Raw genomic sequence first — 26,329 nt, 5'->3', positions numbered from 1 at the left:
CAGTTTGAAAATTTCTGTTGGAAATATTTCGAAAAAAACTTATGATTGATGCTTTTAAAAAGAATAAAAAATCATGAATTATTTTTTTTTTTTATCGCTTTCTGTAATTTCATTGCCCCAGTAATCAATTTGAACAGAGAAAAACCACGAAATACAGTCCCATTTTTTGTACATGAAGGTAAGACATAGGGAAGAACTTTAGACACACTTTCATTTATATCCCCTCCCATGAAATCCATGGCAGTAGCTGTTTCTTTTAAAACATCCTCACTGCTTCTCCAATCTGGAACTGCTTCTACTTTACTAGTTAATCCCGTTTTTAACATTCCGGGCTGAAAAATGTTTATTTTGATATCCATCTCTTTCTCTTTAAGCTCTTCTGCAAAACATTTTGAGAACGCAACTACCCCTCCTTTGGAAGCAGAATAAATGGTCATATGTGTCAATGGTCGATCCGCCCCCCCTCCCGAGAGTGTAATAATGCGCCCGTATCTCTGTTTTTTCATTTGAGGCATGACTGCAGCAACAGAATTGAGTACACCAAATAAATTGACTCCGATCACACTTTTAGCATTATCTAAAACCATCTCACTTGGCATATGATCAAAAGGACCATAAGAAAGATTAATTCCGGCGTTAGCTACGAGAATTCGAAGAGAACCAAAAGTTTGAACTGTTTCGGAAACGATTTTATTCAGATCTTCTGGCTTTGTGACATCACAGATTAATCCGATAACTCGATCTCCATAAATATTTTTAAATTCAGCTAGAGTTGGAGCTAATTTTTCTTCTGATCGGGAACAGATTGCCACTTGGCATCCTTCTTTTAGAAAAAATTCTGCTAATTTTTTTCCTATCCCGCTTGTAGAACCCGTAATTAGAGCAGTCTCATTTTTCATATTCATACTAATCTATTTTAACTTATATCAAGAGCTTAATAAAACTTGAGAAATCGAACGGGAATATATTTGCTCAACCAATTTTATCGCATCTTCAATTTTTCGATCAGTTATTGAATACTTTTTGAAGTAATATCTCAGGTCAAAAATAACTTCTTGTTTGTTATATAACTTAACAACACGATTAGCCATTTTTGGGGAAATTTTGGGTAAATTTTCAGACCCAAGCCTTGAAATTACATTAAAATCTGTTTTAATATATTTAAAATCTTGATATTGCAAGGGACGGCCCACATTTCTATCGCGAACCCACTTGAATCCCCCCCAGATAAGATACATCAACACAATTCCCATATTGAATTCAATTAGAGTATTAACGATCATCAATATTGGACTCCAAGTCCCTTGTTCCAAACGAATACCCGATATGGCGAGAGAAAATTCCAGACAAAACTCAACAAGGGTACCTACAAGAAAGAGATAACCGACATCTTGCCAAGAAAGTCTCTTTTTCCAAACCAAGAGGAAGGCGATGCAAATATTAAAGAGAACTAAAGCAGTAAAAGAAATTCGTTGAGCGGCTTCATTCATATTTCGCGCGACTCGAACTATTCTATCATCTTTGGGCAATAATTGAGAACCAAGCCCTATAAGCGTCCACCCAACATAAAAAATTAAGGTAATAAGAATAATATCCTTACGATTCCGCTTTTCAAACATAGTAAAAACATAAGAAAACTGCACAAATCCAGGAGAAAAACAAAACCACAGGAAAAACAGAACGTCATTGATCGGTCCTTCATACGTTCTTACACCCATCACTCGATACCATAAGTAATAGTCTACAAAAATATAGACAAGCCACCCAACAAAACCCCAGATCAATGGCATCCAATATCTCTTTTTGATAAGATAAATTACCCAAATTGAGATAAAAAGTAAATCTAAATAAATAAAGTCCATCGTGAGAGTTCTTGCTACTATTGAATCGACCATTTTTTTTACAGTTTTCTCAAACAATCTTATAAATTAAGGTTTTTGGACAGACTTCACAAAGTCTACATATAGATTAGTTAAATTTGGATTTTCTGAAACCAATTCCGTGATCAAAAAAAAAAATTAAACAATTAAATAGTGAGACAGCCCAAAACATTAATTATAAATGGAAAAACGAATTTTTGCTTCGAATAATTTATGGATAATTCCAAGCTGGGGAAAAGTGTTGGGATATCCCATTTTGGGAATGTATAAAAACCATAAAATAACAGATATTCGAGCGGACAGTGTGGTTTTCCTTTCTAGCATGGAATGCACGATTAAAAATGCTTCAGAAACAACCCATTATATCTTTGGAATCGGATATTATTATGTTAAATTCCAAATAGATCAAGGAAAATACATAATTGATAAAAGACCGCTGACTGCACTCCAAATACCAGATTTTCTTGCCCAATTTCTCAATAAATCAAAAGATATTACATTTATGGAGGGGTCAGATATGATTTTAAAGGAGTTGATCTACAAAATCCCATTATCACTATATCAAAAATCTGAAACTCAAAAATCGTTTCTTAAGGGAACCCTCAATCGGGAAATTTTTGTTCCCTATAAGGAAACAATTGTCGATTTTGTGAATTATATTCAACATAATATTGATATAGATTACCCCATCATTCACCACAGAATTTTAAGTGCTGACAAGAGACATTTCAATCACATCCTTATATCAAATCAATTACAAGATAAATTCAAAGAGGAATACTTAGAATCTACAGCAGGTCTAAACGGAATTTCAACAGAAGCTAAAGAAGTCTTGGAAAAAGATTTTTCATTTATGGAATTGGCCTATATTGAAAAACTATTGAAACGTCAAGAACAAGTCTTCGCAAAAATTCAGTTCGATCCTATGTATCCATTTTCCTTAATTGAAAATAGTGACATTTTATTATCACAGATGAAACAATCAGATCCTATAATACCCGCGGGAATTTCACTTATAACCCCCCTTGAAATTCAAAAAGGACTGATTCAAACGGCATTTATATTTTCTCTGGACGCCCCTTGGCCGGAAGAATTTCCACGAAAAACGCTTGAAATATGGGGAATATCAAAAGAGAAATCAATTCCAAAAATCGCCTTAACAGAAAAAAAATCAACCGATTTGTCACCCGAATATCAGAAAATCTTAAGCACGTATAAGCAAGGGCCGACAGAATCTAATTCAACATTTCAGTTTGGATTTCAAAAAAATCCTCGCGTACAACAAAGAATTCTACCTCCGATGCCGCAAGATTCTATTAAAGCGATGTTAAGATATTTGGAAAGATTGATCATCGAAGATTACGAAATGATTGAGATTGGAAATGCGTTTAGTGAAGTCAGGGACAAAATTAAGGATTTGAAACTACATACCGATTATATCTGGAATATGAGTAAAATTGCAAATATTTTGCAAAAGGAAAAATTTGGTTTTGGTTTGAACCCAAGAGATAAAGAAAAGTATTTAGAAGATGTGCACTCTTGGATTCAAGCAATAGAAACAGAAGAACAAAAGGAACAAGAACGCTTAGAACAAATTCAAAGAGAGAAAGAACAAATCGAATTGGAAAAGCAAAAGGAAATACAACTGGAAAGAGAACGAATCGAACAACAGCATCAAGAACATATGCGATTAGAACATGAAAGATTAGAAAGTGAACGATTGAAACAATTAAAACAAAAAGAACAGGAAGAAATTGCAAGAGAACAAAGAAAACAAGAAACCATTGATCAAAAACAGATGAAACAACAACAATTACTTGAAACTATACCGATAATTAAACCAGAATTTGAATCTCTTGATAAATCGCCCGAAATACCAATTTCAACTAAAAAAGAGAAGGAAGAACAGCAAATTCAAAAATCTCCTTTAGATAAGTATAATGAATTGGTGATGAAATTTACCGAAATTACAAATAATATTAATACTTTAAAAAAACAGAAAGGGAAATCCAAGGAAGAGAAGAAAGAAATCAAAACAAGATTAAAATCTTGGAAATTGGAATTGAAACTCCTTAAAAAAGAAATCAAACAGAAAAAAAAAGCATTAAAGAAACAAAAACTAATCTAAAGTGTTTTACAATATAGATTTAAAGTTAAATTGAGAGAATTTAGAGCTAAAGTAATACAATGATGATCTGCCTCAGGAAATTTTCCTAAAGCATGAAGCACTTGTTCATGGGTTAACTTACGAACATCTGCAATATATTGATGATGAACCATTTTCGCCGTCTGAGAACTGGCGATAATTGCAGTCATACATCCATTCGTGCTAAAATATGCTTCTTGGATAAAGTTATCAACAATTTTTAAATACCAACATACAGAATCTCCACATGGACCTTGCCATTCGTGGATGTATACGTCAGGTTCAGGGTCCAATTTCATGTTATGATAAGGATTTTGGGCCAGACTTAAAGCATAAGGTGAAAAATCAGCTTGATCTTTTTGGTTCACCTGGTTTTGTAAATCATTAACTAAATCATCAAACTCATCCATCATTGATATATTAGAATATTTCCTTAAAAATTGAATGATTATGCAGTAATTAATCTAATTTGCAAACGGAGGGAAGCTTTGCAACCTATTAATTCTTCCATGAAAACTAAAAAAATATTTTTACATTTGTGGTGGTTTTTGTCTGAAAATTGAAGTTATTGCTCTCAAGTAAATATTATAGATATGTATTAAAAAATTGTATTCAATTTCTACAAAGAAGTTTTTTCTCATCCATTAATCAAAGAAAGGAATCAGAGCAATGAATTTTCCCATAATAATTCTGGTAACCAATGGAAATAAGAGAGCCTAAAATTGAACAACCCTCTATGCAAAAAATAAAGGACAAAATTAATTAGAATCATCCATCAATTCAATTAATACTTGATTCAATAGGTTTCTTGACTTTAATCATATTTTATAAACTTTATATGGAATTTTATATCTTATTTTCTTGTGGAACTAATTTTAATACGACATGGTGAAAAACAGAAAATAGCCCAGTTTAATCCCATAAATAAAAGAAATGATCCTCCTCTGACCAAACGTGGAAAACAACAAGCTCAACTTACGGGAAAATTTTTAAAATCCGAATCTATAAACAAAATATATTCAAGTGACATGTTAAGAACCATCCAGACCTCTGAACAGATCTCACAGGAAATAAGGCTACCAGTAACTCCACAACCAGAATTAAGGGAAATTTATTTTGGTGATTTAGAAACAGGGGGATGGGAGAATTTTACAACGATTTCGCCAGAGATTTTTAGGATATATTGTAGAAGAAACACAGATTTCAATTATCCTAACGGAGAAAGTGGTTACGAAGTTTTTCAAAGATTATCCCCTTTAATAAAGCAACTTATTCAAAATAATGATTCAAAAGTAGCACTTGTTGCCCATGGAGGAGTTATACGAGTAATTTTATGTGGATTATTGAATATACCCTTCGGTCATCGATTTAACATGGGATTTCCAGTCTACAATTGCAGTATTACGAGAATCCAACATAATTCCACACTTCAGAGTTTTCAATTACATCAATTCAACGTAATTTCCCATATTCCTACAGATTTACGGACGGGGTAAAAATCGTTTAATTTTTTCTATTAATTCAAATAAATCAGTCTTTCGTTGCCAGGAGAAAAGATATCACTCCCTCATCCAAAAAAACTTTTATTTCTTAGGTTGTTAGGTTTTCTTACTCTTAGGATGGATCATTGTGAAAGAATATTCAATTACGGAATTACAAAAACTATTTAAGACAAATGAACTCAGTTCTGAAAAACTGGTTGATCTTTACTTAAAACAAATAGAAAAAATCGATAAAAAAGGCCCCAAAGTTAATGCAATTTTAGAGATCAACCCGAATGCTATAAAAATTGCGCAACAATTAGATCTAGAAAGGCAAACGGGAAAAATCAGAAGCGAACTTCATGGGATTCCAGTTATTTTAAAAGATAATATTGATTCACAAGATAAAATGATGACAACAGCAGGATCTTTAGCTTTACTAAACAATTTTCCTTCCAAAGATGCTTTCATTGTGAAAAATTTGCGGGATGCGGGAGCAATTATTCTTGCTAAAGCAAATCTGAGTGAATGGGCGAATTTTCGATCAACCCATTCAGCGAGTGGTTGGAGCAGTAGAGGTGGGCAAACTAAAAATCCTTATGTTTTAGATCGGAGTCCATGTGGATCAAGTTCAGGATCTGCAGTAGCAGTAGCCACAAATATGTGCACTGTTGCAATTGGGACTGAAACGGATGGATCGGTAATTTGTCCTTCCCACATCAACTCAATAGTAGGTTTAAAACCCACAATCGGATTGTTAAGTCGGACAGGGATCATTCCTATTGCCCACAGTCAAGATACCGCTGGTCCTATGGGTCGTACAGTTGAAGACGTGGCAATTTTATTAGGAACGATGGTTGGACCATCACCTCAAGATCCACTTGATCCTAGCACCATGGATCCAACTAATAAGTTTCAAACAGATTATACTCAAAACCTCAATTTAAATGCTCTACAAGGCAAGCGTGTTGGAGTTGCTCGAAATTTTTTCGGAGTAAATCATCATGTTGACCCTTTAATGGAAGAAATGATCAAAACTATCCAAAAATTAGGCGGTATCATTGTTGATCCTGCGAATATTGATTTTCCCGATGAAGTTGGCGATGCAGAATTTTTGGCTCTACTTTATGAATTTAAAACAGATTTGAACAAATATTTAGTAAACTTAGACGCAAAACTCCCCGTACACTCACTGGAAGAATTAATTGATTTTAATTCTTCCCACAGTACAGAAACTATGCCTTTTTTCAGGCAAGAAATCTTAAAATTGGCTCATGAGAAAGAATCCTTAGAAACTGAAGAATATCTCAAAGCGATTCAAACTTGTAAAACTCTTGCCCAAGAAAAAGGATTGGATACCACATTGAAAGAATTTAATCTCGATGTCATAATTGCACCTACGGGAAGCCCAGCTTGGCCAATTGATCATATAAACGGAGATCATCACACCGGATCCAGCACATCTCCTGCAGCAATTTCGGGATATCCGAGTATTACAATACCAATGGGATACGTCTTTGAACTCCCCGTAGGAATTTCATTTATTGGTCCAAAATTTTCGGAAAAAGAATTACTAGGTTTTGCTTACGCTTTAGAGCAAGCAATTAAAGTCCGCCATCCTCCAAAATTCTTACCTTCAATATAAATAAAGCAAATTTAACGTAGCATTTCGGGAATAAATTTGAATTTTTGCTCGAAAATGGGAAGTATATCTGATCCCAAAGAGAGAAGATCACCATCCCAGTCAGAAGGTAGATTGGAAATTATTGGATCAACAGAACTCACAAATTGTCTAAGAGTAGATTCCATTTGTTTAAAATAATATCGATCAATGAGTATGATAAAATAATGTGGACGAAATTCCACATAACATACTAAATTTTCAAAGAGAAGTTGTTTAAGTTGTGATTTGGGATCTAAATATTTTTGAAAAATCACATTAATTGCCGAGATGGCACCATGTATCACTTCATCTTTGATATCTTGCTGAAAATTTCTGCTAAACAGAGTTTTTCCAGTATGGCTTATTATAGCAAGATGTAAAGGTTCAATTGGAGTTATAAATAATGACGAGGGAATAAATAGTAGGATAAAAGCAACTAAAGAAAAACTAAGTAGACCAGGAATTAAAGCGAAGAAAAGAGGAATGTTGATCAAAATTACGAGAAGATAGAGAATTAAGGTCGAAAAAATACCTATTAATAATGTAATTGGAAAAATGTTTAATTTTTTTGGCAGATTCCTTGTTTTCACTTTCTTTAAAGAAAAAACCGAATAACCTATAATAGTTATAAAAAAGATGAATAACCCCCCTATCATTCCAATTTTTTCCATTATCGGAAAAAGCATTTGTTCATCAGAGAGCTGAGGTGGGGTAGAAAAAGTAGCATGAATGGATAAGATTAAAAAAATAATTTGAATTTGAATCAATATAAGTTTCGGGATACGAGGACTATAAATGGATAAAATAAAACTGGTATTGAGCATTAAAACAACATTCACGCAAACAAACCCAGCCATAATAAATTCAACGTTATTGATCAAACGTCCAACAAAGTACAGCATCCCATACAAACTCATAAAAACATTCATCAAAATTAGAAGTAAATATGGCTTAATTTGCCATTTTTTATATCCTTTGGCACTTAGAAGAGACCCTACAAAGGGGATTATCGCAATTGTCAACCAGATACCAAGTTCGATTTCTCTAAGTGAAATTGTAGTCACCAAGTTTGGGATAGGAATAATTCAATATATATGATAGGACACTTCAATGCTTTAGAGTTACCGAAGAAAAATGACAGATAAGTCGCAAAATCTATTAAAATATAGTAAATAACAAATATAGAGAGTTACAAATTGATAATCAAGTGAGGATCAAATTTGGAATTAATTTCATTGTAATATCCCCTTGGATTGCAAATCACCTTGGTCGCTCCAATCTGATAATTCGCACTCTCATGAGTATGCCCATGAATCCACAAGGTGGGAGCATTTTCAACGATTATATTGTCCAAATCAGACGCAAAAGCATAATTCAATGCACTGAAAGAATATTTTGGATCAATCGATCTCAAACTGGGTAAATGATGAGTAATTATCACGGTTTTACCATTGTATGGCTTCTTCAATTCATTAGATAACCACATCACACTTGCAAGATGACGATTAATAGAATCTTGGACTGTAAATATGCGATCACCATTTTTAATCAACCGAAAATCATTGAGACCTCCTTTTACATTTTGGATATCTATTGCATTTTGTTGATTTGCATCAGTCCATAAAGTGCAACCCAAAAAACGAACACAATCCATTTCAAATCCAGAATTATCTAAAACATGTAATCCTGGAAGATGAAGTTCCTTATAGAAAGTAGTTATCGTTTCAATATCATGTTCATAAAATTCATGGTTGCCCAAAATATACACCACGGGACTCCATTCAAGTTGCTCTTTTAAAAACGATACAGCTTTTTTTCCCACATGAACATCACCTGCAACGATTAACAAGTCCCGTTCACATTGAGGCAAGGTATAGTCTCCAAATTCTAGATGGAGATCACTCACAATTTGAATTTTCATCAGTATCCTCTTTCTGTCGAAAATTATAAAAAATATTATTCAAGCAAAATCGAACTTTTTTCAACTACCCAAAAGGATAAAATATTCCACTCTTCCGGAGAGTCATCTATATTCACCAAACACACCTGCATCACATCCTCAGAGAAAGAATGTTCTTCATATTGCCACCCACATCCTCTATCAAGATATGATCCCCATATAACAGCATCCTTGATAGAGTGCCAATGATGCATTAATACTGCTTTACCTTGCACTTCCTGACTGAAATCTGAAATCATGATCTCATCAGTGATTAATTCACCTTCTTCAGAAATTTCATCCAGAATGTATGGATGACGAAATAATTTCAAGGCTAGCTTCATTTCAATCGAAACTGGAAGCTGTTGTAAAACCGATAATTCATCCCTCGTAGCATCCTCCAAATCTAAAGAAAATGAGCTCAGTTTAAGATCAATATCAGGGTTAGAATCTCGATATCTGCGAGAAATTGCGAGAGCGCCAACATGGCTGTCCTTTATCGGGTTAGTCATATGAAGTACAGTTTGAGGTAGAATATGAAAAGCTCTGAATTAGCATTTTTTATTGGGATTTTTTTCAAAAAATGTGGAAAACTGATTTAAACCGAGATTTATAGGATCAAAACGATTACATTTTTTAGGAGATTTTTATGGAATTTTATTTACTGATCTTATATATTTCGATGGGCTTTAATATGGCCTTATACGCTGGAATTGCGGGATATCTTATTTATCGGGCTAAGAAAACGGGATTGACTTCCTTACTTCATTTAGCGATATCGCTTATTTTTATTGACATTTGTTTCGTTTTCTACTTAGCAAATGGAGGAGGAACTCTAATCTATCACTTTTTTAGAGCGGTTGGGATTTCGTGGTTACTCATTTTTAATTACATGACGTTCTTAAAGGGAAATAAAAAATGGACCACGTATTACTTAAGTTACGCACTCTTGTCAACCATTTTGATCTGTATATCTTATGGTATTTATGAATCGAATGGTTCGGCCTTCTTTAGGGCCATGTCCGATATTTTATTTGGATTATTAACGATGATTATTAGTTCATGGCAATATTACACTGCCCGTGAGGCTTATCGCAAAATAAAAGAGGTTGAACTTGAACCCTATATCAAAAAGAGGTACAAACTCTATTTAGTGGCTTCAATCGCTCTTTTCTATACAGGAGCGTTTAGCTTCTTCATATTTTTAGTCTATGATAGTGTTGGGACGGCAATTCTATTCCTAGGTGTCTCTCTGTCAAGTTTGATCTATCTAATGATCAATTTCTTAATTTGGGTCATGCCCAAATCATTCAAAGAAAAACTAAATCAAGGGTGGAGTCCCAAAGTAGAGGAATTATCTTCAGAAGAAGAACTAAGCGAGGAAGAACTGATGGCTAAATTTATGGAGGATGGAGACAGTGAGTGAATTCCTGAACATTCTTGCAGATACTTTAATTGAATTTACCAAAAAAACGCAAATTCTGAACCGGGCTCTTTTGAAACTCTCAGTAAAAGATTTATTAGGGGATAAAAATCCCGATACCTTAAAATTCAATGAATGGATAAAAGTAATAGAGGATCCATTAAAAAAACGATTGGAAAGAACAAAAACAACAAACATTGGAACTGTAATCAATAAATTGAAAGAAGTAGCTCAAAAAAATCAATCTTTGATCACTATGGCTCAAGTATAATCTAATTTGCATATCTTTTTTTTAAAATCATATTCTTCCAAAGCCCCTCTTTAACTATAGTCTGACATTTGAAATATTTCCAGTAAAATCTTGAAAATTTACTAAAACTAAAAATAATTGAGGAGGAAACTGTTGTTTGAAATTAATTCATGTCTGATTCTGTGTTTAAAAAGCAAATTATAAAATATGCTTCGGTAATTTCGATAGGATTAATTTTAAGTTTTTCCAGTTATTTAACCATTAGAGACATAAACGATTTGAAATTTCATCAGAATGAAAAAACTGAAGTGATGATTTCTCAAGTCAGCGTTGCGATTCACAGTGAAATTGAAAAACGAGTCGATATTTTAATGTTGTTAAGAGATTCGTGGATCAAAGTTGATAATATTGAAGATTGTTATTCACCGACCCGTTTCGAATCAGAAATCCCCCGATATTTTAATTTTACACTTGGATTTAGAGCCATCAATTGGATAGATGTTAATGGAACGATCCGGTGGATTTATCCATATGAAGACAATATTGGAGCCTTAAATAAATCCATAATCTATATCGCTAATGGTGATTTAAATATCGCATTTAAAGATGCGCAAGAAACCGGAAAAATGGGGACAATGGGCGTTTTTACTTTGTACCAGGGCGGATATGGATTTATAACAATAATTCCTCTTATAGTAAATTCAACATTAACAGGATACTTAAATGGAGTCTTCGAACTCAGTGTTTTATGTGGGGAAATCCTTCGTCCAGAATATGGCTTTGTGGGAATTGATCAATATTCCGTTAGTATTAGTTTTAACAACCAACCAATCTACCAACAAGGAGAAAATTTTACCCAAGGTGATCCTTATGCAGTTTCCAAAGAACTAAACATTTTAGATTCATTTGAAATACTCATTGCTTTACGCCCATTAGCTCAATTAATTGCAGAATTATCAATTTGGAATAATAGCTCAACGCTAATTTTAGGATTCACCCTTGCTGCTGTCGTGGCGATATTAGTACAATCTCTAATAAATCGAAACAACCTTCTTCACATATCATCTATAGAAAAGGCAGAACTCATGCAAAAATTGCACTTGCAACAAAAAATGGAAAGTTTAGGAACTCTTGCAGGAGGTATGGCCCATGATTTTAATAATCTCTTGGCAGGTATTCAAGGAAATGTATCTTTAATCGATATGAATTTAAAAGATCTTAAGGAAGGATTGGTGAAATCTAGACAAGATACTTTGCTTGAAATCGATGAGGATCTACAAGAGATTCAATCCCTAATAAAAAATTCAGGTAAAATTATCAATCAGATCACCCAATTCTCCAGATCTCCATCTGTCGAACTAAAACTAATTAACGCGAACATTGCGATTGACGATTTGCTCAAAGGATTCCGAAAAATGATAGATCGCAGAATTACAATGGAAACTCAACTTGTTGAAGAAGAGATCTATCTGTTAGGTGATCATTCCCGATTTAATCAGATTTTTCTAAATCTATGGATAAATGCTCGTGATGCTATTGGAAATAATTCTGGATTAATTCAAGTAACTAGTCGATTGGCTCCTAAAAAAACACCATCTACGCCAGAACGGATAACAACCAACCAACTACATATCCCATCTTCAAAAATTTATGATTCCCAATTCGATTTAGAAATTCAGGTTTCGGATACGGGCATGGGTATCCCACTAGAAATTCAAGACAAAATCTTCGATCCATTCTTTAGTACAAAAGAAAAAACAAGGCAAGGGGCAGGATTAGGGCTTACCATTGTATATAGCTCAATGGAATCGATGGATGGAAATATTTCAGTAACGAGCAAAGAAAATCAAGGAACGACCTTCACACTCACATTTCCAATACTAAATCGTCAATTTCATTCACAATTAAACCAATCTCAAGCTATTACTTTAGATGAACCTTTGTTCTTTGATTTTCACGATCTTACACTTCTATTAATCGAAGATGAAGAGATGGTAAAGAATTCCATCCAAAAATTCTTAAGAAAATGTCGTGCTACAATGTACTCCGAAGGTTTAGGCCTAAAAGGATTGAAATTATATAAATCCTTCCCCCAGCAATTCGATTTAGTGATTCTCGATATAAATCTTCCTGGAATGAATGGTATTGATATATATCGAGAGATTAAAAAAATCAATCCAAAGCAACCAATTTTATTTATCACGGGTTATTCTGAACAAGACATACCTCCTAAAGATCACTACGATTTGGGAGTCATGGTTAAACCCTTCGAACTTGTGGATTTAGCTAAAAAAATTCAAAGAATGAAGAAGCATTAATCATCCGTTTTTTATATTTTTTACTTAATCTGCCCTTTGAATTGGTTTTCTTAATTTAATGTATGAGCAAAGTGCCTTACTATAAAAAATAACCTTAGACAATGGTTTATTAAAGATTTTAAGAATAAGTTTTCCTTTTTTTTCCCTATGTTCTTTCACTCAATCAAAAATCATTTTTAGTATTTTCTATTTAAAGGTATTAACTAAGTGAAATCCATAGTTAGAGTTTAAAATTTAAAAACTCGATATGGAATGATCTTAAATGAAAATAACAAGAAAAAAAATAACTAAAGCCTTTCAAAAAGTTAATATAAATAATTTAGGTGAAAATGCAAGAAAATTTGTCATTAACTGGCTTAATCCTTTAACTAAAACTGACAAAGAACACGATATTGATTTTTTCTCCAATCGTTTTTCAAAAGAAGATAAAGTAGGAAAAATTGCCATTTCTAAGTTTATTAAAAACTGCGAAAATGAAATAAAACTCATAATTGAGACAAATCTAACAAATCAAATCCCTATTAGGGTTAAAAAGAATGTGAAAAAAATTAAGGACAAAGTAATAATGAAGATACCAACTAATATTAAAGAAAAAAGCATCAAACTTCGTGGAATTTCAAACCCACATTTCAAAATAATCGGAGGATTTGCTTTCACAGGAATTGGCTTCTATGTAAGCAATAAAATTTCTAAGGAAATAAAATTTAAAAAAAAAAAAGCACTCAAAGATCACTTAGAAGAAACTTTATTTATGGAGAGCGAGGATTCAAATCATATTTGTGAACAATTAATTCTCGAAATTCAACGAGGAAAGTTACTTGAATCCAATATAACTCAAATTTATGAAAAACATCTTGAATTATTTGGAGGTAAGTATCCAAAATTGCTTTCACAATTGATTAAATATGATATTTCAACAGTGAAAGCGTTTAATGATTTGCGAGTTACCCCGGGTATCAGAGTTAAGAATATGGATTTCATCACACCACAATTCATAATTCGATTCAATGATCAGTTAATTTTACCTCTTCATATTTTACTAGAATTGGATAAAATACAATACTTCTTTCCATCCCGTGGATCAAATAATTCAGATATTCAAGCAATAAATAAAGAATATATACCTCAAATAGCCTTTGAAAACACAAATCGAGATTCAAATCATTCTTCATTGGATAAACTATATAGAAAAATAGTTGCAGCAAATTTAGCTTTGACCGAATTAATAATGATTGGTATAACTGGACGCCTTTGTGGAAATGCTGAAACGGTCTCAGGTGGGCATGCATCTAGAATGTATAATCGACACAATGTTCCAATGAGATTTCATGACTTAATTGAAAAAATGGATCAAAATGTTTCTATGAAGCACTTTAATTTTGTAAAAATCGTAGGAACTCCCTCTGAACGAATAAAGGGAGATAATTTATGGATTGTTTTTAAATATTGTCGATATTTAGGCGGTATTGTCCACTCAGCCGGTTTTTCAGATTTAGTGTTTACAAATTCATTAGGAGAAAGGAAAGTTGTTCACAGTAAAGGATTTGAATTGTTTGTTAGTTTATTGAACAAATTAGTGTTAAACAATTCACAGATCACCGATAACCGTTCATATCCATCTTTTAAAGGCAACATTTACAACTGGTTCCAGCAACACACTATTTCCCAAGATTTTCCAAATTGGTTAGTTATGGAGAAAATAGATTTCACTAAATTCATTTTAAAAGCAAAATTGAAAAATTCTCCCTATGAGTCAGTAGATGATTTCTTAGGTAAAAAATCTAATAGGTTGAAATTATTCAAAAATCGGGATCCCAATAAGCAAGAATCTATAGTTAATTGGCTAGAAAAACTCCAAGGAATATACAATATAGAATGCCAAGAAGGAAAAAATGTGATCGGTGATCAAATCACGGCAACTTCTCTCAACTCATCAGTTCAAAGAAAAATATACAAAGCTTCATTTGCAGCAATTGATTTTCTGACTGGGAATAAAAATGTACAAATATATGCTGGATCAACAGAAAGAGCAAGTAAGAAATATTCGAGAACTTGGACTGAACTACAATCAGAATATAATTTGTACCTACAAGAATTTTACTTGAGGATGCTTGGGATGGATCGATATTGTGTGTTATTTGAAAATGTGGATCATTTCAATGATTTCATTTACAAGCATTCAAAAAATCTCTTTACACAAAGAAAGCTACCAATCCACCTTTTTGGAGGAAATTCCCCATCATATTATCGCATGAATCTCTTCAAAGATCCTACTGCTTTTTCTTATCAATATGAAATAGGAAATTCAATTGAATTAATTGCAGCAAAATTCAAAGATCAAGGAAAAGACAATTCAATTTTTGTCAAAAAACAAATTTCTTCAACTTTTACGCCATCTGGCCAAAAATTCAAAAGATTGTTAGATTTTCAAAATAACCATGAATTAATTGGAATGATCTCCAAATTGAAAGTGGATGAACAAGGAAAGATCAACCCTACAAAAAGTAGTGATAAATATTATGTTGTCCTTGGTAGAGGAAAGTTGCAATCCATTTGTCAAACTCCAAATTTCAAAGTTTATCGATGCAATCAGGGCACTTTCATAAAACCAGATGAATTAGTGCAACTTGGAGCATCCGCCCAAGGAAAATACCTTATTTGGGTAGAATATCTTGATGAAGGAGATGGAACGTCATCGGGAAGAGAATATCATATGGAAAAAATCCAATCTGCTTGGGGCAATTTCTTTGCATGTCAACCGAAAATCTCCATTGTAAAATCTCAAGATGCTTGGCAAGATTATGCATTATGTGATAACTTTGAAAACTTTGGAATATCAGTCCCTAATTCCAAATTTCAAGGTCGATTAAATCCATTAATGACCGCTGAAATATATAGATTGTTTAATCAGATTCAGCGATTGAAAAATGATGTTGATTACATTGAAGTTATTCAAAATTTAGATGTTTATGATCAAGAGCTGAATTCATTTATTGATCAAAATCTTGGATCTATTTTATCATGGTGGAACCCCCAAATAAACCAGCCTGTTGTAATTGAAACTCGATCAAAAATGGAAATAAATGTTCAAATTGAAAATGGATTGAATCTAGAGCAGAAGAGGCAAGTATACAATTGGCTCAAAATATGTAATGGAGTTAATCCAAAAACAAATAATGTGGAACGATTTGAATGGAATTTTGAAAAATATTTATTAGATGCTGATAAAAAAATGAAAAGGATTCCAAAATCCATTGTTATCGATATGCGACTCTTTTATCTAATGATGATACGATCTTGGGAAAATTTGGTTAGGAGAAATCTGAGTTCAAAAACTCTTCTATATAACAAAGAAAAATCCCGTTGGAATGGCTCTGTTTGTGAGAAATCAAGTAATAAATACCTGGTTGATTACTTAAAAGATGAATCTAATAAACAATTTTTAAACGATTTATATGGCAAACCTGTTTCATTAGATATTTTTGGAGATATGATGTATTATCTCTTAACTAACAGAATTAATCAATTTGAATGGTTTCATCCATCTGAATGGTCATAATATGACCAATTCAAAATTTTTTTTGTGAAATTCTTGAAATAAAATTAAAACATTGTCGCAGAAAATTAGATATTCAATAAGAAGAAGAAAAATGGCGCCCCGACCGGAATTTTCGTATTGGATGAGAAATTCAGCCAACTTTCGAATCCGAGTCGAAGGAGTGACAGTCCTTCATGCTGACCACTACACTATCGGGGCACGGATGCTACGTTTAGTAGTAATTCTATCAGTGTGCCATCCTATTAAAAAGTTATGGAAGTGGCACAATTCCTTTCAGATTAAGGAAAAGACTTAAATCAGATCATCGACCGCTCTCAGCAACGCATAGGAAGATGAATATTAAGGAGAAATTCTTAATACCGTAGCGAGATCTTTTTAAATTAAATCTTTAAAATTAGGTAATAACTAAGTAATCATAAATGGTGGAATAGGTTCTTACTTCAAGATGAAATCAAAAAGTAAAAAAAGTGGTGATCTAGAGAATATAATCCCAATAAACCAGAATTTGTTCAATAAAATTAAGTTTCCTCTAAAATTTCAGAAAAAACCAAATTTTGATAGAGAAAATATTGGTAATATTTTTTATACACAGATTTATTAAGATACGATGCTATTTTTTCTATCGTGAGTCAAATTAATTTTCGAATTGATCCCGAGGATATGGAAATTATCCGAGAAGTCGCTAAAAGCAAGGGTATGTCATTATCTGAGATTGCTAAACGCAGTTTACTGAAAGAAATTCAAGCAAAAAGAATTGAATTAGCATTTCAACGATTAAAGGAAGGAGAAATAGGATTTAAAAAAGCGTGGAAATTGTCTGGGTTATCATATGAGAAATTTCTTTTAGAATGGGCTCAAAGAGATGCTATAGAAATCATTCCAGATAATTTATTAGCGAGAGAAGAAAATTTTGCCTTGAATTTTGATCTTTCAAAATTACTCAAACATAGGGACTAATAATGCTTCTATTTTTAGATACTTGTGCGCTTCTTGAAATCAATAGATTGACGAAAGAAGAAAAGATTCATTTTGAGCAAAATCTTGAAGCATTTAGAATAGGAGTGACGGCAGAATTACTCAAAGAATACCACCACTATCAACTAAATTCCTTAATACAAATTGATTTTACAGTAGAAATATCTGAAGAAGAACGCCAAAAATATGTTAATCAATATTTACTCCACCATTTAGATCAAGCAGATCAAGAATTATTCATAACTGGACATAGGGATCTATCTGTAATAATTTCAAATGATAGAGATTTGATTCTTCAATGCCAAGCTCATCAAATAAATTGTGATTATTTATGGAGTTTTCTTCTCGGTTTAGTAAGAGCAGATCTCCTTTCAAAGAATATTTTTTATAAGTGTTTCCATAATTGGGAACAAAGAAAAAGATATGATAAAAAAGTTTTAGCAAAAATCAAACAAATTTACCATTCACTATAGAAAAGAGGGAAAAGAGGGATAATCGGCGTCTAAAAGATCACCAGTAGTGAATTTCTCATCAGGAGTCCAAGAATCACCCACTTTCCCTTTTTTTTATTTAAATCCCCAAAAAAAATTCGAAAGATAGGATACAAATCTATCATCGACACTAATGTCTTCTTTTTAACACTTTTTTAAAGGAATCCGGAAACGTTTTAACATCCTTAATAGTTAAAAAACCCCAACTAAGACAAAAACGCCCAATTAAACTGATCCCGACAGCAATCGCGAATGCAGTCGTGGTAGAATATAGTGCATTAGCACTATCAAAAATATATCCTCCCAGTAAAGCTCCAAAAAAGCATGCCACTCCAGTAAACAAATTAAAGACTCCATAATAAGTACCACCTTCATCTTCAGGAATGATATCCATCAAATAAGCCCGATTACTCGGATCCCAAAGATTAAAGATCCCATTGACTACAATATGAATCAAAACTAAATGCCACACTTCCGTGGCAAGAATATAAAAGAATACAAAGAACGCCGGAGTAATCCGACTTAACCAAATGAAGTATCTCCGCCCGAACCTATCTGATAAGCGAGCCCCCGGCCGCACAGTTAAAAAAATGGCAAAATTCATAGAAATGGCCAGAAGAGCAATCTCTAAGTTGGATGCATTTAAGATCGAGACTTGTTTATAACTGAACATTGGCCAAAACATGGATTGGAATAACGAATAGAAAGTACTCAAAATGGCATATTTCCGAAAGGGTTTATTATTCCATATTGATTGTATCCCTTGTAAAGCTGTTTTATTTTCGCTCAATTGCCCATTTTTTTCACTATTAGTCAAACGAGATGCATCAAAAGTCAAAGAATTTGATCTTTTATTGGGTTGTTCCACCCTTGAAAGGCGGAAACTGGCAAAACTAGCCATGAGAAAACTTATGATCACAGGTAAATAGATTATTTGTTGGAATGGAATCTCTCCAAACACCAAAGTCAAAAAAAACCCTGTGATAAAAGTAGCGATCATAGTGGCAATAGCTGACACCCAAAATAATTTACTGGATAATTCGGCCCGTTTTTTGGCAGGAAAAAGTTCATTCTGAAATGCATTCCAAGGGGATACACCGATACTCAATAAAATATATACACAACCCACACAAACAATAATGGCTAAAGGGGTTTTAGCCCAAAGGATCAAAATATAGGGAATGAACCATGTTAAATTGGAGAAAATAATGAAAGATTTGCGCTTCCGTGTTTTATCTGACAAGCGTCCAAAGAGGGGATTGAAGAAATAGACAAAGAGATTTGAGATACTCGAAATCCAAGCGAGATGAATCCCCGTAGCACCTAAAGTTAATGCAATCATAGATATATAGGGAGCGATTAACCCATTGGAAAAATTTTGAACAAAAGATATCGATTCCAATGCATGTTGATCCTTTTTACTCATGGAAGTTATTGTGGAACTCTCTGACATTTCAAGTACATTAAATAGAGAAACATCTTAGTTAAACCAATGGAAACAAGTTGGTGTGACAGTTCACAAAAACATCATATTCTAAAGCATGATCTAATGCGAACCGATTTAACCGAGAAAGAAGCACTATCCCTTCAAAATAAATGGCGAATTTTCTATCAAAATGCGAATCAAAAGAAATTACAGATTGAAGATTTGGATGCGTTACGATATGTTGCAGGAGTAGATATTTCATTTCCTCCGGACAAACATCCGACTTGGGGAATAGCGTGTGTCACGCTTTGGGATCTTCAAGAAGGAAAACTGATAGAAGCCACATTCCATCAAGAAAATTTACTTTTTCCCTATATTCCCGGTTTTTTAGGATTTCGGGAATGTTTACCGATTGCACAAGCCATCCTTAAATTACACCGAAAACCCCAGATAATTATTTGTGATGGTCATGGACTTATCCATCCATTACAATTTGGGGAAGCGATCCAATTAGGAGTAGTATTCGACATTCCAACCTTCGGTGCTGCGAAAACACCATTTGTAGGCACATCCTCATGGAAAGAGTTGACTCGACAAAGAGGAGAAAAAACACCCGTTTATGAAAATGAACTTGATCCGAACAGAGAAGAGAATAAAATTCTTGGATATGCCATATGTGCTGCTAATGAACGAAAACCCATTTTTATAAGCGAAGGATATCGTGTAGATATTGAACTTGCCATCAGACTCACTTTGAAATCTACCTCAGATCATCGTCAACCCGATCCAGTTTTCCAAGCAGATCAACTCTCCCGAGAAAAAATCCGAACCATTTTAAACTCTTAATCCCGATTTACAAAGGACGAAAGAATGACCACTTTACCTATCATCACGCAATTATTGCAATCCAAAGAACCTTTGATCCGGTTGAAAACTTATCGAACCCTTTTGGATCATGAATTAGATACTGTAGAAGTTAAGCAAATTTGTAGAGATTTAAAGCAAAAGTCGCCCATAGTCCAACAGTTGTTCAAAGATCTACCTCAAGGAAATTCATCTTTGCCTTATGATGTTTATCATAAATGGCATGGTGCTCATTGGATTATGGCGATCTTGGCAGATCTCGAGTATCCGCCTCAGGATAAAACGCTGATTCCCAGTCGTGATGCGGAATTAGAATGGTTACTGAGTGATCACCACTGGAAACGAACACCCATTTTGGAAGGACGGCGGCGGTTTTGTGCTTCTATCGAGGGAAATGCAATTTTTGCACTCACCAAATTGGGTTTGGATGATGGGAGATGTGCACAATTAATCCAACGTTTGCAAGATTACCAATGGGAGGATGGAGGATGGAATTGTGATAAACATCCCAAAGCGTGCCACTCATCGTATAATGAAAGCCTTATCCCCTATCGAGCTTTGATCCATTATCATCACACTCACCCTTCCCCTTCCTTAGCTCAAACCATCGAACGCGCCAGTGAAGTCTTCCTCAAACGAAAACTTTATGTGAGCCAACATACTCAACTCCCAATTCATCCTAAATGGATACAACTATCCTATCCATCGTACTGGCATTATAATATTTTAAATGCGTTAAAAATTCTGGGAGAAGGAGAAAAACTCAAAGATCCTCGCTGTCAACCAGCTTTAGATATTTTAGTTTCAAAACGGTTACCTGATGGAGGCTTTCCAGCCGAGATAAGATACTATTTAGGAAAAGAAGGCCGAAATCATTCTCCCGTGCATTGGGGAGGGGTTGCAAAACGGAAAATGAACCCATGGGTTACATTAGATGCATTACACGTACTAAAAAGGGCAAATTTAATGGAATTTGAGTCATAATTCAAGATTTCTCCATGGCTTAGTCACTTAACAATTGGGATTAAATCCCAAGTTTCCCTTTGCAAGGTATGAAACAGCAAAAACTTTCTTCTTTTATCGATCAAAAAAGCCCTCCAATGAATATGATCCAGCTACCCTCCATGATGGTCATCGGTATGGAAATTGTTTTTGAACATAAGATTTTTCCTGAATACCAAGCGAGTCGTCAATTATGGCAAACATTCAACCACCGATTGCAGCAGATTCCGAATCGAAAGAAAACGAAGGGATGGGAAAAGTGGGGAATCCTCTATCATCAATTTGATGAGACTCAACAGAAAATCTTGAAATATATGGCATGTGTTGAAGTTTCAGATCTCAAATTTCAAATTGCTTCTATGGTAGGTCTTCAAATCCCATCTTTACATTGTCAAAAACATATTCATCGGGGAGCCCTTATTCACCTTCCTGAAACCCTTGACCACATCACACAACAGAAAAGACAGAAAAATATTGAGCCAGAGCCTTTACTCCCACCACCTCCACTTATTATCGACCATCTAGAGCATTATGATCACCGTTTTCATTGGTCGAAGCCTTCTTCAGAAATAAGACTGTATATCCCAGAAAGATAATGAAAAAATTACAGAAAAAGAAAAAACTTGTTTGATATTTAAGAATCATCAGATATACCGATAGGGTTTCGGTTCATTATAATCTTTAATAAGCTGATCTAATAGTTCAACCAATTCATCACGAGTCATTTGATGCTCATTTTGATTGATTTGCAACATTTTAGTCATAATGCCTTCAATCATAACATGAGCTTCCTGTTTATTCCCTACAAAATATCTTGCATTTGGTTGGTCGGAAAATAAAGCTTGTTCCATCACTTTCGCAACTTGAACAGGATCCGCATCTTGTTCACCCATTTCAGCTAATTTTTCCATACGTTTACTATGGATAAATGAATTTTGCTCTTCCTTATGAATCCCTTCTTTATATCTCGATACCATACTAGTCAATACCTTGGATCTAAAATTGCCCGGTTGGATTAAGGATACTTGAATGTTAAATTCAGCCAATTCACCACGTAAAACATTGGAAAAGGCTTCAATAGCATGCTTTGACATAGAATACAACCCCATAATCTTTGAGGTCAAAATCCCACTCATTGACCCAGTAATCACAATTCTACCTTGAGATTCTTTCAAGAAGGGAAGAAGGGTTCGTGTGATGCGCATATGTCCAAAAACATTTACATCAAAGTGATGTTGGATCAATTTATCGGAATATTCAGTAATCGATCCTAATTCACCAACACCCGCATTATTTATCAGCCCGAATAATCCGCGCTTTTGTTTCTCGATAAATTTCACCAAATCTTCTATTTGATCTATCTTGGTTATATCAACAATGACCGGTATGACATTTTCTGTGTCTTTAAAAAGCGATTTGTCAGCTTCTTTTCTCACACCAGCATAGACAACAACCCCCATACTTGCGAGATGCAAGGTTGTTCTGAATCCGATCCCAGAACTTGCCCCTGTAATTAAAACCGGTCCTTTGACATCTGTTAAATTTGCCATTACGTATCAAGTACTCTAACCATAGATTTGTTAAAAATTTTAATTCATTTTATATTTCTTTCGCATTTTTCTGTCGGGAGCTTTTTTCTATCAAGAATGTTCATGAAATTTTGATACAAAAGCGATTTTTTTTCCGTCCGACTTTAAATTAATTTATAAATTTTAGAAATTATTGAGATTACGAAAATGATTTCATTAGTTCGAACAAGAAATTGCTAAAAATTGGTTTCCCATGAGACCATATCTTTTTTTCCATTCAAAGAAGTAACACCATCTGAGTAAAAAATCAGAAAAAAAAGTGATTGTTAAATACTTGAATCAAATATAAGCAGTGAAAGTAATAATGTCCTCAAAATCCACAAATTCTCCATGTTTTCCCTACAAATTAGACCACAGAGCCTACTTAGTGCAATGTGCGTGGTGTAATTCAATTTCAATCGAAGAAAATTGGATCACTCCAAATAACTTATCTTTAAATAACTTTCTTGGGCGCTTTTCTCATTCAATTTGTCCCGATTGTAAAGATAAGCACTTCGAATAAATAAAATAATCATTTTCATGTCTTTTTTCTTGAATTCTATTATGAATTGTTATCCTTTTTTTCCTTATCCTTCAAACCACTACTATGTTAATAAACGAGAGTTAGTTCATCCGAAAATGAACATTTCAATGTATTAACTAAAGAATGTTAAATAGTAAAGATAAGTATGTAAGATAGGGCGCGCAACCATGGTGGAAAAAGCAACAATCCAAGATAAAAAAAGAAAATCATCTCGACGAATTACTTTAGGTATAATACTCCTTTGTATAATTGGCGTTGCAACCACCTGGTCTATAAAAATCTGGAATCAAAATTCAGAAAAATGTATTGATTGTTCCAATTCGGAACTAACTCTCCAGAGTTTAGTCAAATTGGACACAGATCCATTTTATTATATCGAATTATGGGGAGATTATGGATTTGAGCAATATCTTCAAGCAGGCATCAATGAATGGGTTGCAGAACCTGAAAGATTAACATCACAAAATTCTTGGGCGTGTTCGATATTTGCCACCTTAAATAATAATAACGATTTTCTTTATGGCCGCAATTTTGACTGGAAAGATGGACCTAAACTTTTAGTATTTACCAATGCCACTAATGCCTACGCTTCTTATTCAATGGTGGATCTGGGAATATTGGGTTTTTCTTCAGAGAAAAATTTCCTTGATGCATCGTATGATGAATACCTTCAAGCCGCATACTGTCCTTTAGATGGGATGAATGAGTATGGATTATCTATTGGGTGCATGACCGCTTCTGGTTCTGAAAATATCTTAAATTTGAATAAAATTAAACTGGGATCATTGGAAGTAATGCGATTAGCATTAGATTATGCCACATCAGTAGATGAGACAATATTATTATGGCGAAACTATAGTGTAGATTTTGTTGGTGGACCCCCCCTACATTATTTAATAGCCGATGCATCTGGAAATTCGGCAATTATTGAATTTACTGACGGAGAAATGCAAGTGATACTTACTGAAAATCCATGGCAAACCTCAACCAACTTTCTTTTATATGAAAGCGATACAACAGATAAAGTAAATTGCTGGCGATATTCATTAGTAGAAAGTGTCTTAAAGGAAAAAAACGGAGAACTATCCACCCAAGAAGCAATGGATTTATTAGAAGATGTTGCTCAAGATTGGTCTACGGGAGGAACGCAATGGTCGAATATTTTCAATATGAATACTAAGGAGATATCGATCGTGATCGGAATGGACTATTCTAAAAAATGGCATACTTTTACTTTTCCATAAAAACACGGTTAAAATATGAAATAAGAAAAAAAAACGACTTAGGATAATTCCTTATGATATGGATTGATTATTTCGGGAACATTCCAAGTATCACGAGCATATGATTCAATGGAACCAGCCATTTCTCGCGATTCGTCTTCATTTTTTGTAGTAAGGAAAGTGCGAAAGACTCTTTTTTGACCTTCGATTGTAAATATTCTTAGCGTCAAGTCATAATATATAACTTGGTTTCTAGCTTGAGCCGATCTTGAATTTCCTCTTGTAGTTGAGTACCAAGGCTTTGAAAGGCGGATTAGTTGAAGTTTTTCTGCAGGGACTAAATCAATATCTCCTTCCTTTCTGGTATCCTGAATTTGAATTCCCTTAGGGGTAAATGAAAACAAAATGTTTCGATAACGATATTTTGCGATGGAATCAAAAATAGTTTTTACAAAAATACTTAAAATAACCAAAAAAGCGGGGTTTAGTAATAAAAATCCCATGATTGATTTTATATCACCAGATAAAAGACCAGGTACGACTTCAAGATTAAAAAATACGAAAAATAAACTAAATACACCGATTAGAATGGATATAAAAATGGACATAAAGATTAAATTAGGCAATTTAAGTGTTTTATTGTATCGAAAATGGAGATATTCTTGCCCATCTTTTACAGTGAGTACAAGCCCTTTTTCCTTTTGTTCCATGATTTTCTCTGGAGTAAAATCATATAAATCAGGTTTTACTTGGATTCCACCTCCATCTACCCATTTTTTCCGACTGTACTTGAATGAAATATTATAATTTTGGGAGATATAGGGTATCAACTTTGCCATCACTTTATGGGTGCGACTTTCATCATATTCTGAGCCTATGCAAAAAAAATTTTGCTTCTTTGAACTTGTCTTTACTTTCACAGAAATTTTCAGATAAAATCGACGGTCAATCCGATCTTGACTTCTAATTTGGCTTTTAGTCTTAAATGAATCCCGAAAAATATTCAGTTCATCTAAAATACTAGCGTGGAAGGTTAACTTAATTTCAGATAATTCAGTTTGAGGTATGAAATGAATCAATTTGCCATCTTCTTCAAGCGATATCCCATCTTTCTTAACCGATACACAATCATAGTTTGTTTTTTTAATTTGAAGATAATTGATGTTGCTCCATAAAGGTATAATCACGAGTACTGAAAGAAATAGTGCCCCAAATACAATCCCAAAACTAAAATCAAAATCGATAAACAACCTCACAATTAAATAAGATACAATAATCGCTAAAACAAACCGACCTATGATTGCTTGAGTGAGTCTACTTTGGTTAGGTCGATTCTGTAGTGAAATGTTTTCTAAATCCAATTCTGTCATAAATTATTCTTGCGGGAAATGCAGATAAATTTTGAGTGGTACAGAATTTTAATTAAGTACATTCGAGAATAAGATGAAGGCCTCTTTGGTGTTTAAAATGTTTGAAAAATACTAAATGAACGAATATTGAAATGGACTACAATTTGCACCTTTACAAGAGATACTTTTCTAACTTTGAACAGAAATTTGAACTGTAAGAAGTGATGA

General features: G+C 33.6%; 23 protein-coding genes and 1 tRNA gene. 14 read left to right on the top strand and 10 right to left on the bottom strand.

Annotation, left to right across the window (positions count from 1 at the left end):
• Positions 1-71: 71 nt before the first annotated feature.
• Together NEF87_RS19180 and NEF87_RS19175 are read right to left on the bottom strand one after the other, a co-directional pair.
• Positions 72-905 carry an SDR family NAD(P)-dependent oxidoreductase gene (locus NEF87_RS19180; RefSeq protein WP_457917093.1) on the bottom strand — a complete coding sequence of 278 codons (834 nt, stop codon included), beginning with the start codon at positions 903-905 and terminating at the stop codon, positions 72-74.
• A 21-nt stretch (positions 906-926) separates the two neighbouring features.
• Complete coding sequence (locus NEF87_RS19175) at positions 927-1,895, bottom strand: hypothetical protein (RefSeq protein ID WP_457917092.1); 969 nt, start codon at positions 1,893-1,895, stop codon at positions 927-929.
• A 166-nt stretch (positions 1,896-2,061) separates the two neighbouring features.
• On the opposite strand from NEF87_RS19175, the gene NEF87_RS19170 reads away from it, so the two are divergent.
• Positions 2,062-4,008, top strand: coding sequence for a hypothetical protein (locus tag NEF87_RS19170; protein WP_457917091.1), 1,947 nt, complete (start codon positions 2,062-2,064; stop codon positions 4,006-4,008).
• On the opposite strand, the gene NEF87_RS19165 is transcribed toward NEF87_RS19170, so the two are convergent.
• Complete coding sequence (locus NEF87_RS19165; protein WP_457917090.1) at positions 4,005-4,436, bottom strand: iron-sulfur cluster assembly scaffold protein; 432 nt, start codon at positions 4,434-4,436, stop codon at positions 4,005-4,007. The genes NEF87_RS19170 and NEF87_RS19165 overlap by 4 nt on opposite strands.
• Positions 4,437-4,889: 453 nt before the next feature.
• Between NEF87_RS19165 and NEF87_RS19160 the strand changes: the two genes are divergently transcribed.
• Both NEF87_RS19160 and NEF87_RS19155 read left to right on the top strand, forming a co-directional pair.
• Positions 4,890-5,522, top strand: coding sequence for a histidine phosphatase family protein (locus NEF87_RS19160; RefSeq protein ID WP_457917089.1), 633 nt, complete (start codon positions 4,890-4,892; stop codon positions 5,520-5,522).
• 133 nt (positions 5,523-5,655) lie between these two features.
• Positions 5,656-7,152 carry an amidase gene (locus tag NEF87_RS19155; RefSeq protein ID WP_457917088.1) on the top strand — a complete coding sequence of 499 codons (1,497 nt, stop codon included), beginning with the start codon at positions 5,656-5,658 and terminating at the stop codon, positions 7,150-7,152.
• An 11-nt stretch (positions 7,153-7,163) separates the two neighbouring features.
• Here NEF87_RS19155 and NEF87_RS19150 read toward each other — a convergent pair whose 3' ends face one another.
• The 3 genes from NEF87_RS19150 to NEF87_RS19140 all read right to left on the bottom strand — a co-directional run bounded on the left by NEF87_RS19150 (position 7,164) and on the right by NEF87_RS19140 (position 9,621).
• A complete protein-coding gene (locus tag NEF87_RS19150) occupies positions 7,164-8,234 on the bottom strand; it encodes a hypothetical protein (protein WP_457917087.1) in 1,071 nt (356 codons plus the stop codon).
• A gap of 125 nt (positions 8,235-8,359) precedes the next feature.
• Positions 8,360-9,091, bottom strand: coding sequence for a metallophosphoesterase (locus NEF87_RS19145; RefSeq protein WP_457917086.1), 732 nt, complete (start codon positions 9,089-9,091; stop codon positions 8,360-8,362).
• A 35-nt stretch (positions 9,092-9,126) separates the two neighbouring features.
• On the bottom strand, positions 9,127-9,621 hold the full coding sequence (locus tag NEF87_RS19140) for a hypothetical protein (RefSeq protein ID WP_457917085.1): 495 nt from the start codon (positions 9,619-9,621) through the stop codon (positions 9,127-9,129).
• Between the two features lie 137 nt (positions 9,622-9,758).
• Between NEF87_RS19140 and NEF87_RS19135 the strand changes: the two genes are divergently transcribed.
• From NEF87_RS19135 to NEF87_RS19120, 4 genes are all read left to right on the top strand, one after another.
• Positions 9,759-10,535 (top strand): hypothetical protein, encoded by a 777-nt coding sequence (locus tag NEF87_RS19135; protein WP_371803083.1) that lies wholly within the window; start codon positions 9,759-9,761, stop codon positions 10,533-10,535.
• On the top strand, positions 10,528-10,803 hold the full coding sequence (locus tag NEF87_RS19130; protein WP_457917084.1) for a hypothetical protein: 276 nt from the start codon (positions 10,528-10,530) through the stop codon (positions 10,801-10,803). The genes NEF87_RS19135 and NEF87_RS19130 overlap by 8 nt, the downstream gene beginning before the upstream one ends.
• A gap of 149 nt (positions 10,804-10,952) precedes the next feature.
• Positions 10,953-13,100 carry an ATP-binding protein gene (locus NEF87_RS19125; RefSeq protein ID WP_457917083.1) on the top strand — a complete coding sequence of 716 codons (2,148 nt, stop codon included), beginning with the start codon at positions 10,953-10,955 and terminating at the stop codon, positions 13,098-13,100.
• Between the two features lie 262 nt (positions 13,101-13,362).
• On the top strand, positions 13,363-16,659 hold the full coding sequence (locus tag NEF87_RS19120) for a hypothetical protein (RefSeq protein WP_457917082.1): 3,297 nt from the start codon (positions 13,363-13,365) through the stop codon (positions 16,657-16,659).
• Between the two features lie 92 nt (positions 16,660-16,751).
• Here NEF87_RS19120 and NEF87_RS19115 read toward each other — a convergent pair.
• Positions 16,752-16,857 (bottom strand) — tRNA-Asp (locus NEF87_RS19115).
• Between the two features lie 426 nt (positions 16,858-17,283).
• Here NEF87_RS19115 and NEF87_RS19110 point away from each other — a divergent pair.
• Positions 17,284-17,616, top strand: a complete 333-nt coding sequence (locus tag NEF87_RS19110; RefSeq protein ID WP_457917081.1) for a DUF6290 family protein — start codon at positions 17,284-17,286, stop codon at positions 17,614-17,616.
• 2 nt (positions 17,617-17,618) lie between these two features.
• Positions 17,619-18,107, top strand: coding sequence for a hypothetical protein (locus NEF87_RS19105; protein ID WP_457917080.1), 489 nt, complete (start codon positions 17,619-17,621; stop codon positions 18,105-18,107).
• 148 nt (positions 18,108-18,255) lie between these two features.
• Here the strand turns inward: NEF87_RS19105 and NEF87_RS19100 are convergent, their stop codons facing one another.
• Positions 18,256-19,578: an MFS transporter gene (locus NEF87_RS19100; protein ID WP_457917079.1), complete on the bottom strand. Its 1,323-nt coding sequence runs from the start codon at positions 19,576-19,578 to the stop codon at positions 18,256-18,258.
• A gap of 39 nt (positions 19,579-19,617) precedes the next feature.
• Between NEF87_RS19100 and NEF87_RS19095 the strand changes: the two genes are divergently transcribed.
• The 3 genes from NEF87_RS19095 to NEF87_RS19085 all read left to right on the top strand — a co-directional run bounded on the left by NEF87_RS19095 (position 19,618) and on the right by NEF87_RS19085 (position 22,013).
• Positions 19,618-20,397, top strand: a complete 780-nt coding sequence (locus NEF87_RS19095) for an endonuclease V (RefSeq protein ID WP_457917078.1) — start codon at positions 19,618-19,620, stop codon at positions 20,395-20,397.
• Between the two features lie 24 nt (positions 20,398-20,421).
• Positions 20,422-21,399, top strand: a complete 978-nt coding sequence (locus NEF87_RS19090) for a hypothetical protein (protein ID WP_457917077.1) — start codon at positions 20,422-20,424, stop codon at positions 21,397-21,399.
• A 68-nt stretch (positions 21,400-21,467) separates the two neighbouring features.
• Positions 21,468-22,013: a GyrI-like domain-containing protein gene (locus tag NEF87_RS19085; protein WP_457917076.1), complete on the top strand. Its 546-nt coding sequence runs from the start codon at positions 21,468-21,470 to the stop codon at positions 22,011-22,013.
• Positions 22,014-22,061: 48 nt separating this feature from the next.
• On the opposite strand, the gene NEF87_RS19080 is transcribed toward NEF87_RS19085, so the two are convergent.
• On the bottom strand, positions 22,062-22,967 hold the full coding sequence (locus NEF87_RS19080) for an SDR family oxidoreductase (protein ID WP_457917075.1): 906 nt from the start codon (positions 22,965-22,967) through the stop codon (positions 22,062-22,064).
• A 343-nt stretch (positions 22,968-23,310) separates the two neighbouring features.
• Here NEF87_RS19080 and NEF87_RS19075 point away from each other — a divergent pair, with 343 nt between their 5' ends.
• Both NEF87_RS19075 and NEF87_RS19070 read left to right on the top strand, forming a co-directional pair.
• Positions 23,311-23,508, top strand: a complete 198-nt coding sequence (locus NEF87_RS19075) for a hypothetical protein (RefSeq protein WP_457917074.1) — start codon at positions 23,311-23,313, stop codon at positions 23,506-23,508.
• A gap of 188 nt (positions 23,509-23,696) precedes the next feature.
• On the top strand, positions 23,697-24,773 hold the full coding sequence (locus tag NEF87_RS19070) for a linear amide C-N hydrolase (protein WP_457917073.1): 1,077 nt from the start codon (positions 23,697-23,699) through the stop codon (positions 24,771-24,773).
• A 38-nt stretch (positions 24,774-24,811) separates the two neighbouring features.
• Here the strand turns inward: NEF87_RS19070 and NEF87_RS19065 are convergent, their stop codons facing one another.
• Positions 24,812-26,122, bottom strand: coding sequence for a hypothetical protein (locus tag NEF87_RS19065; RefSeq protein ID WP_457917072.1), 1,311 nt, complete (start codon positions 26,120-26,122; stop codon positions 24,812-24,814).
• Between the last annotated feature and the right edge of the window lie 207 nt (positions 26,123-26,329).

It is taken from the genome of Candidatus Lokiarchaeum ossiferum, from assembly GCA_025839675.1.
Classification (GTDB): domain Archaea; phylum Asgardarchaeota; class Lokiarchaeia; order Sigyniarchaeales; family Promethearchaeaceae; genus Lokiarchaeum; species Lokiarchaeum ossiferum.
Note: the sequence above shows the minus strand (reverse complement) of the source record. Positions and strands in the feature narration are given on the sequence as shown.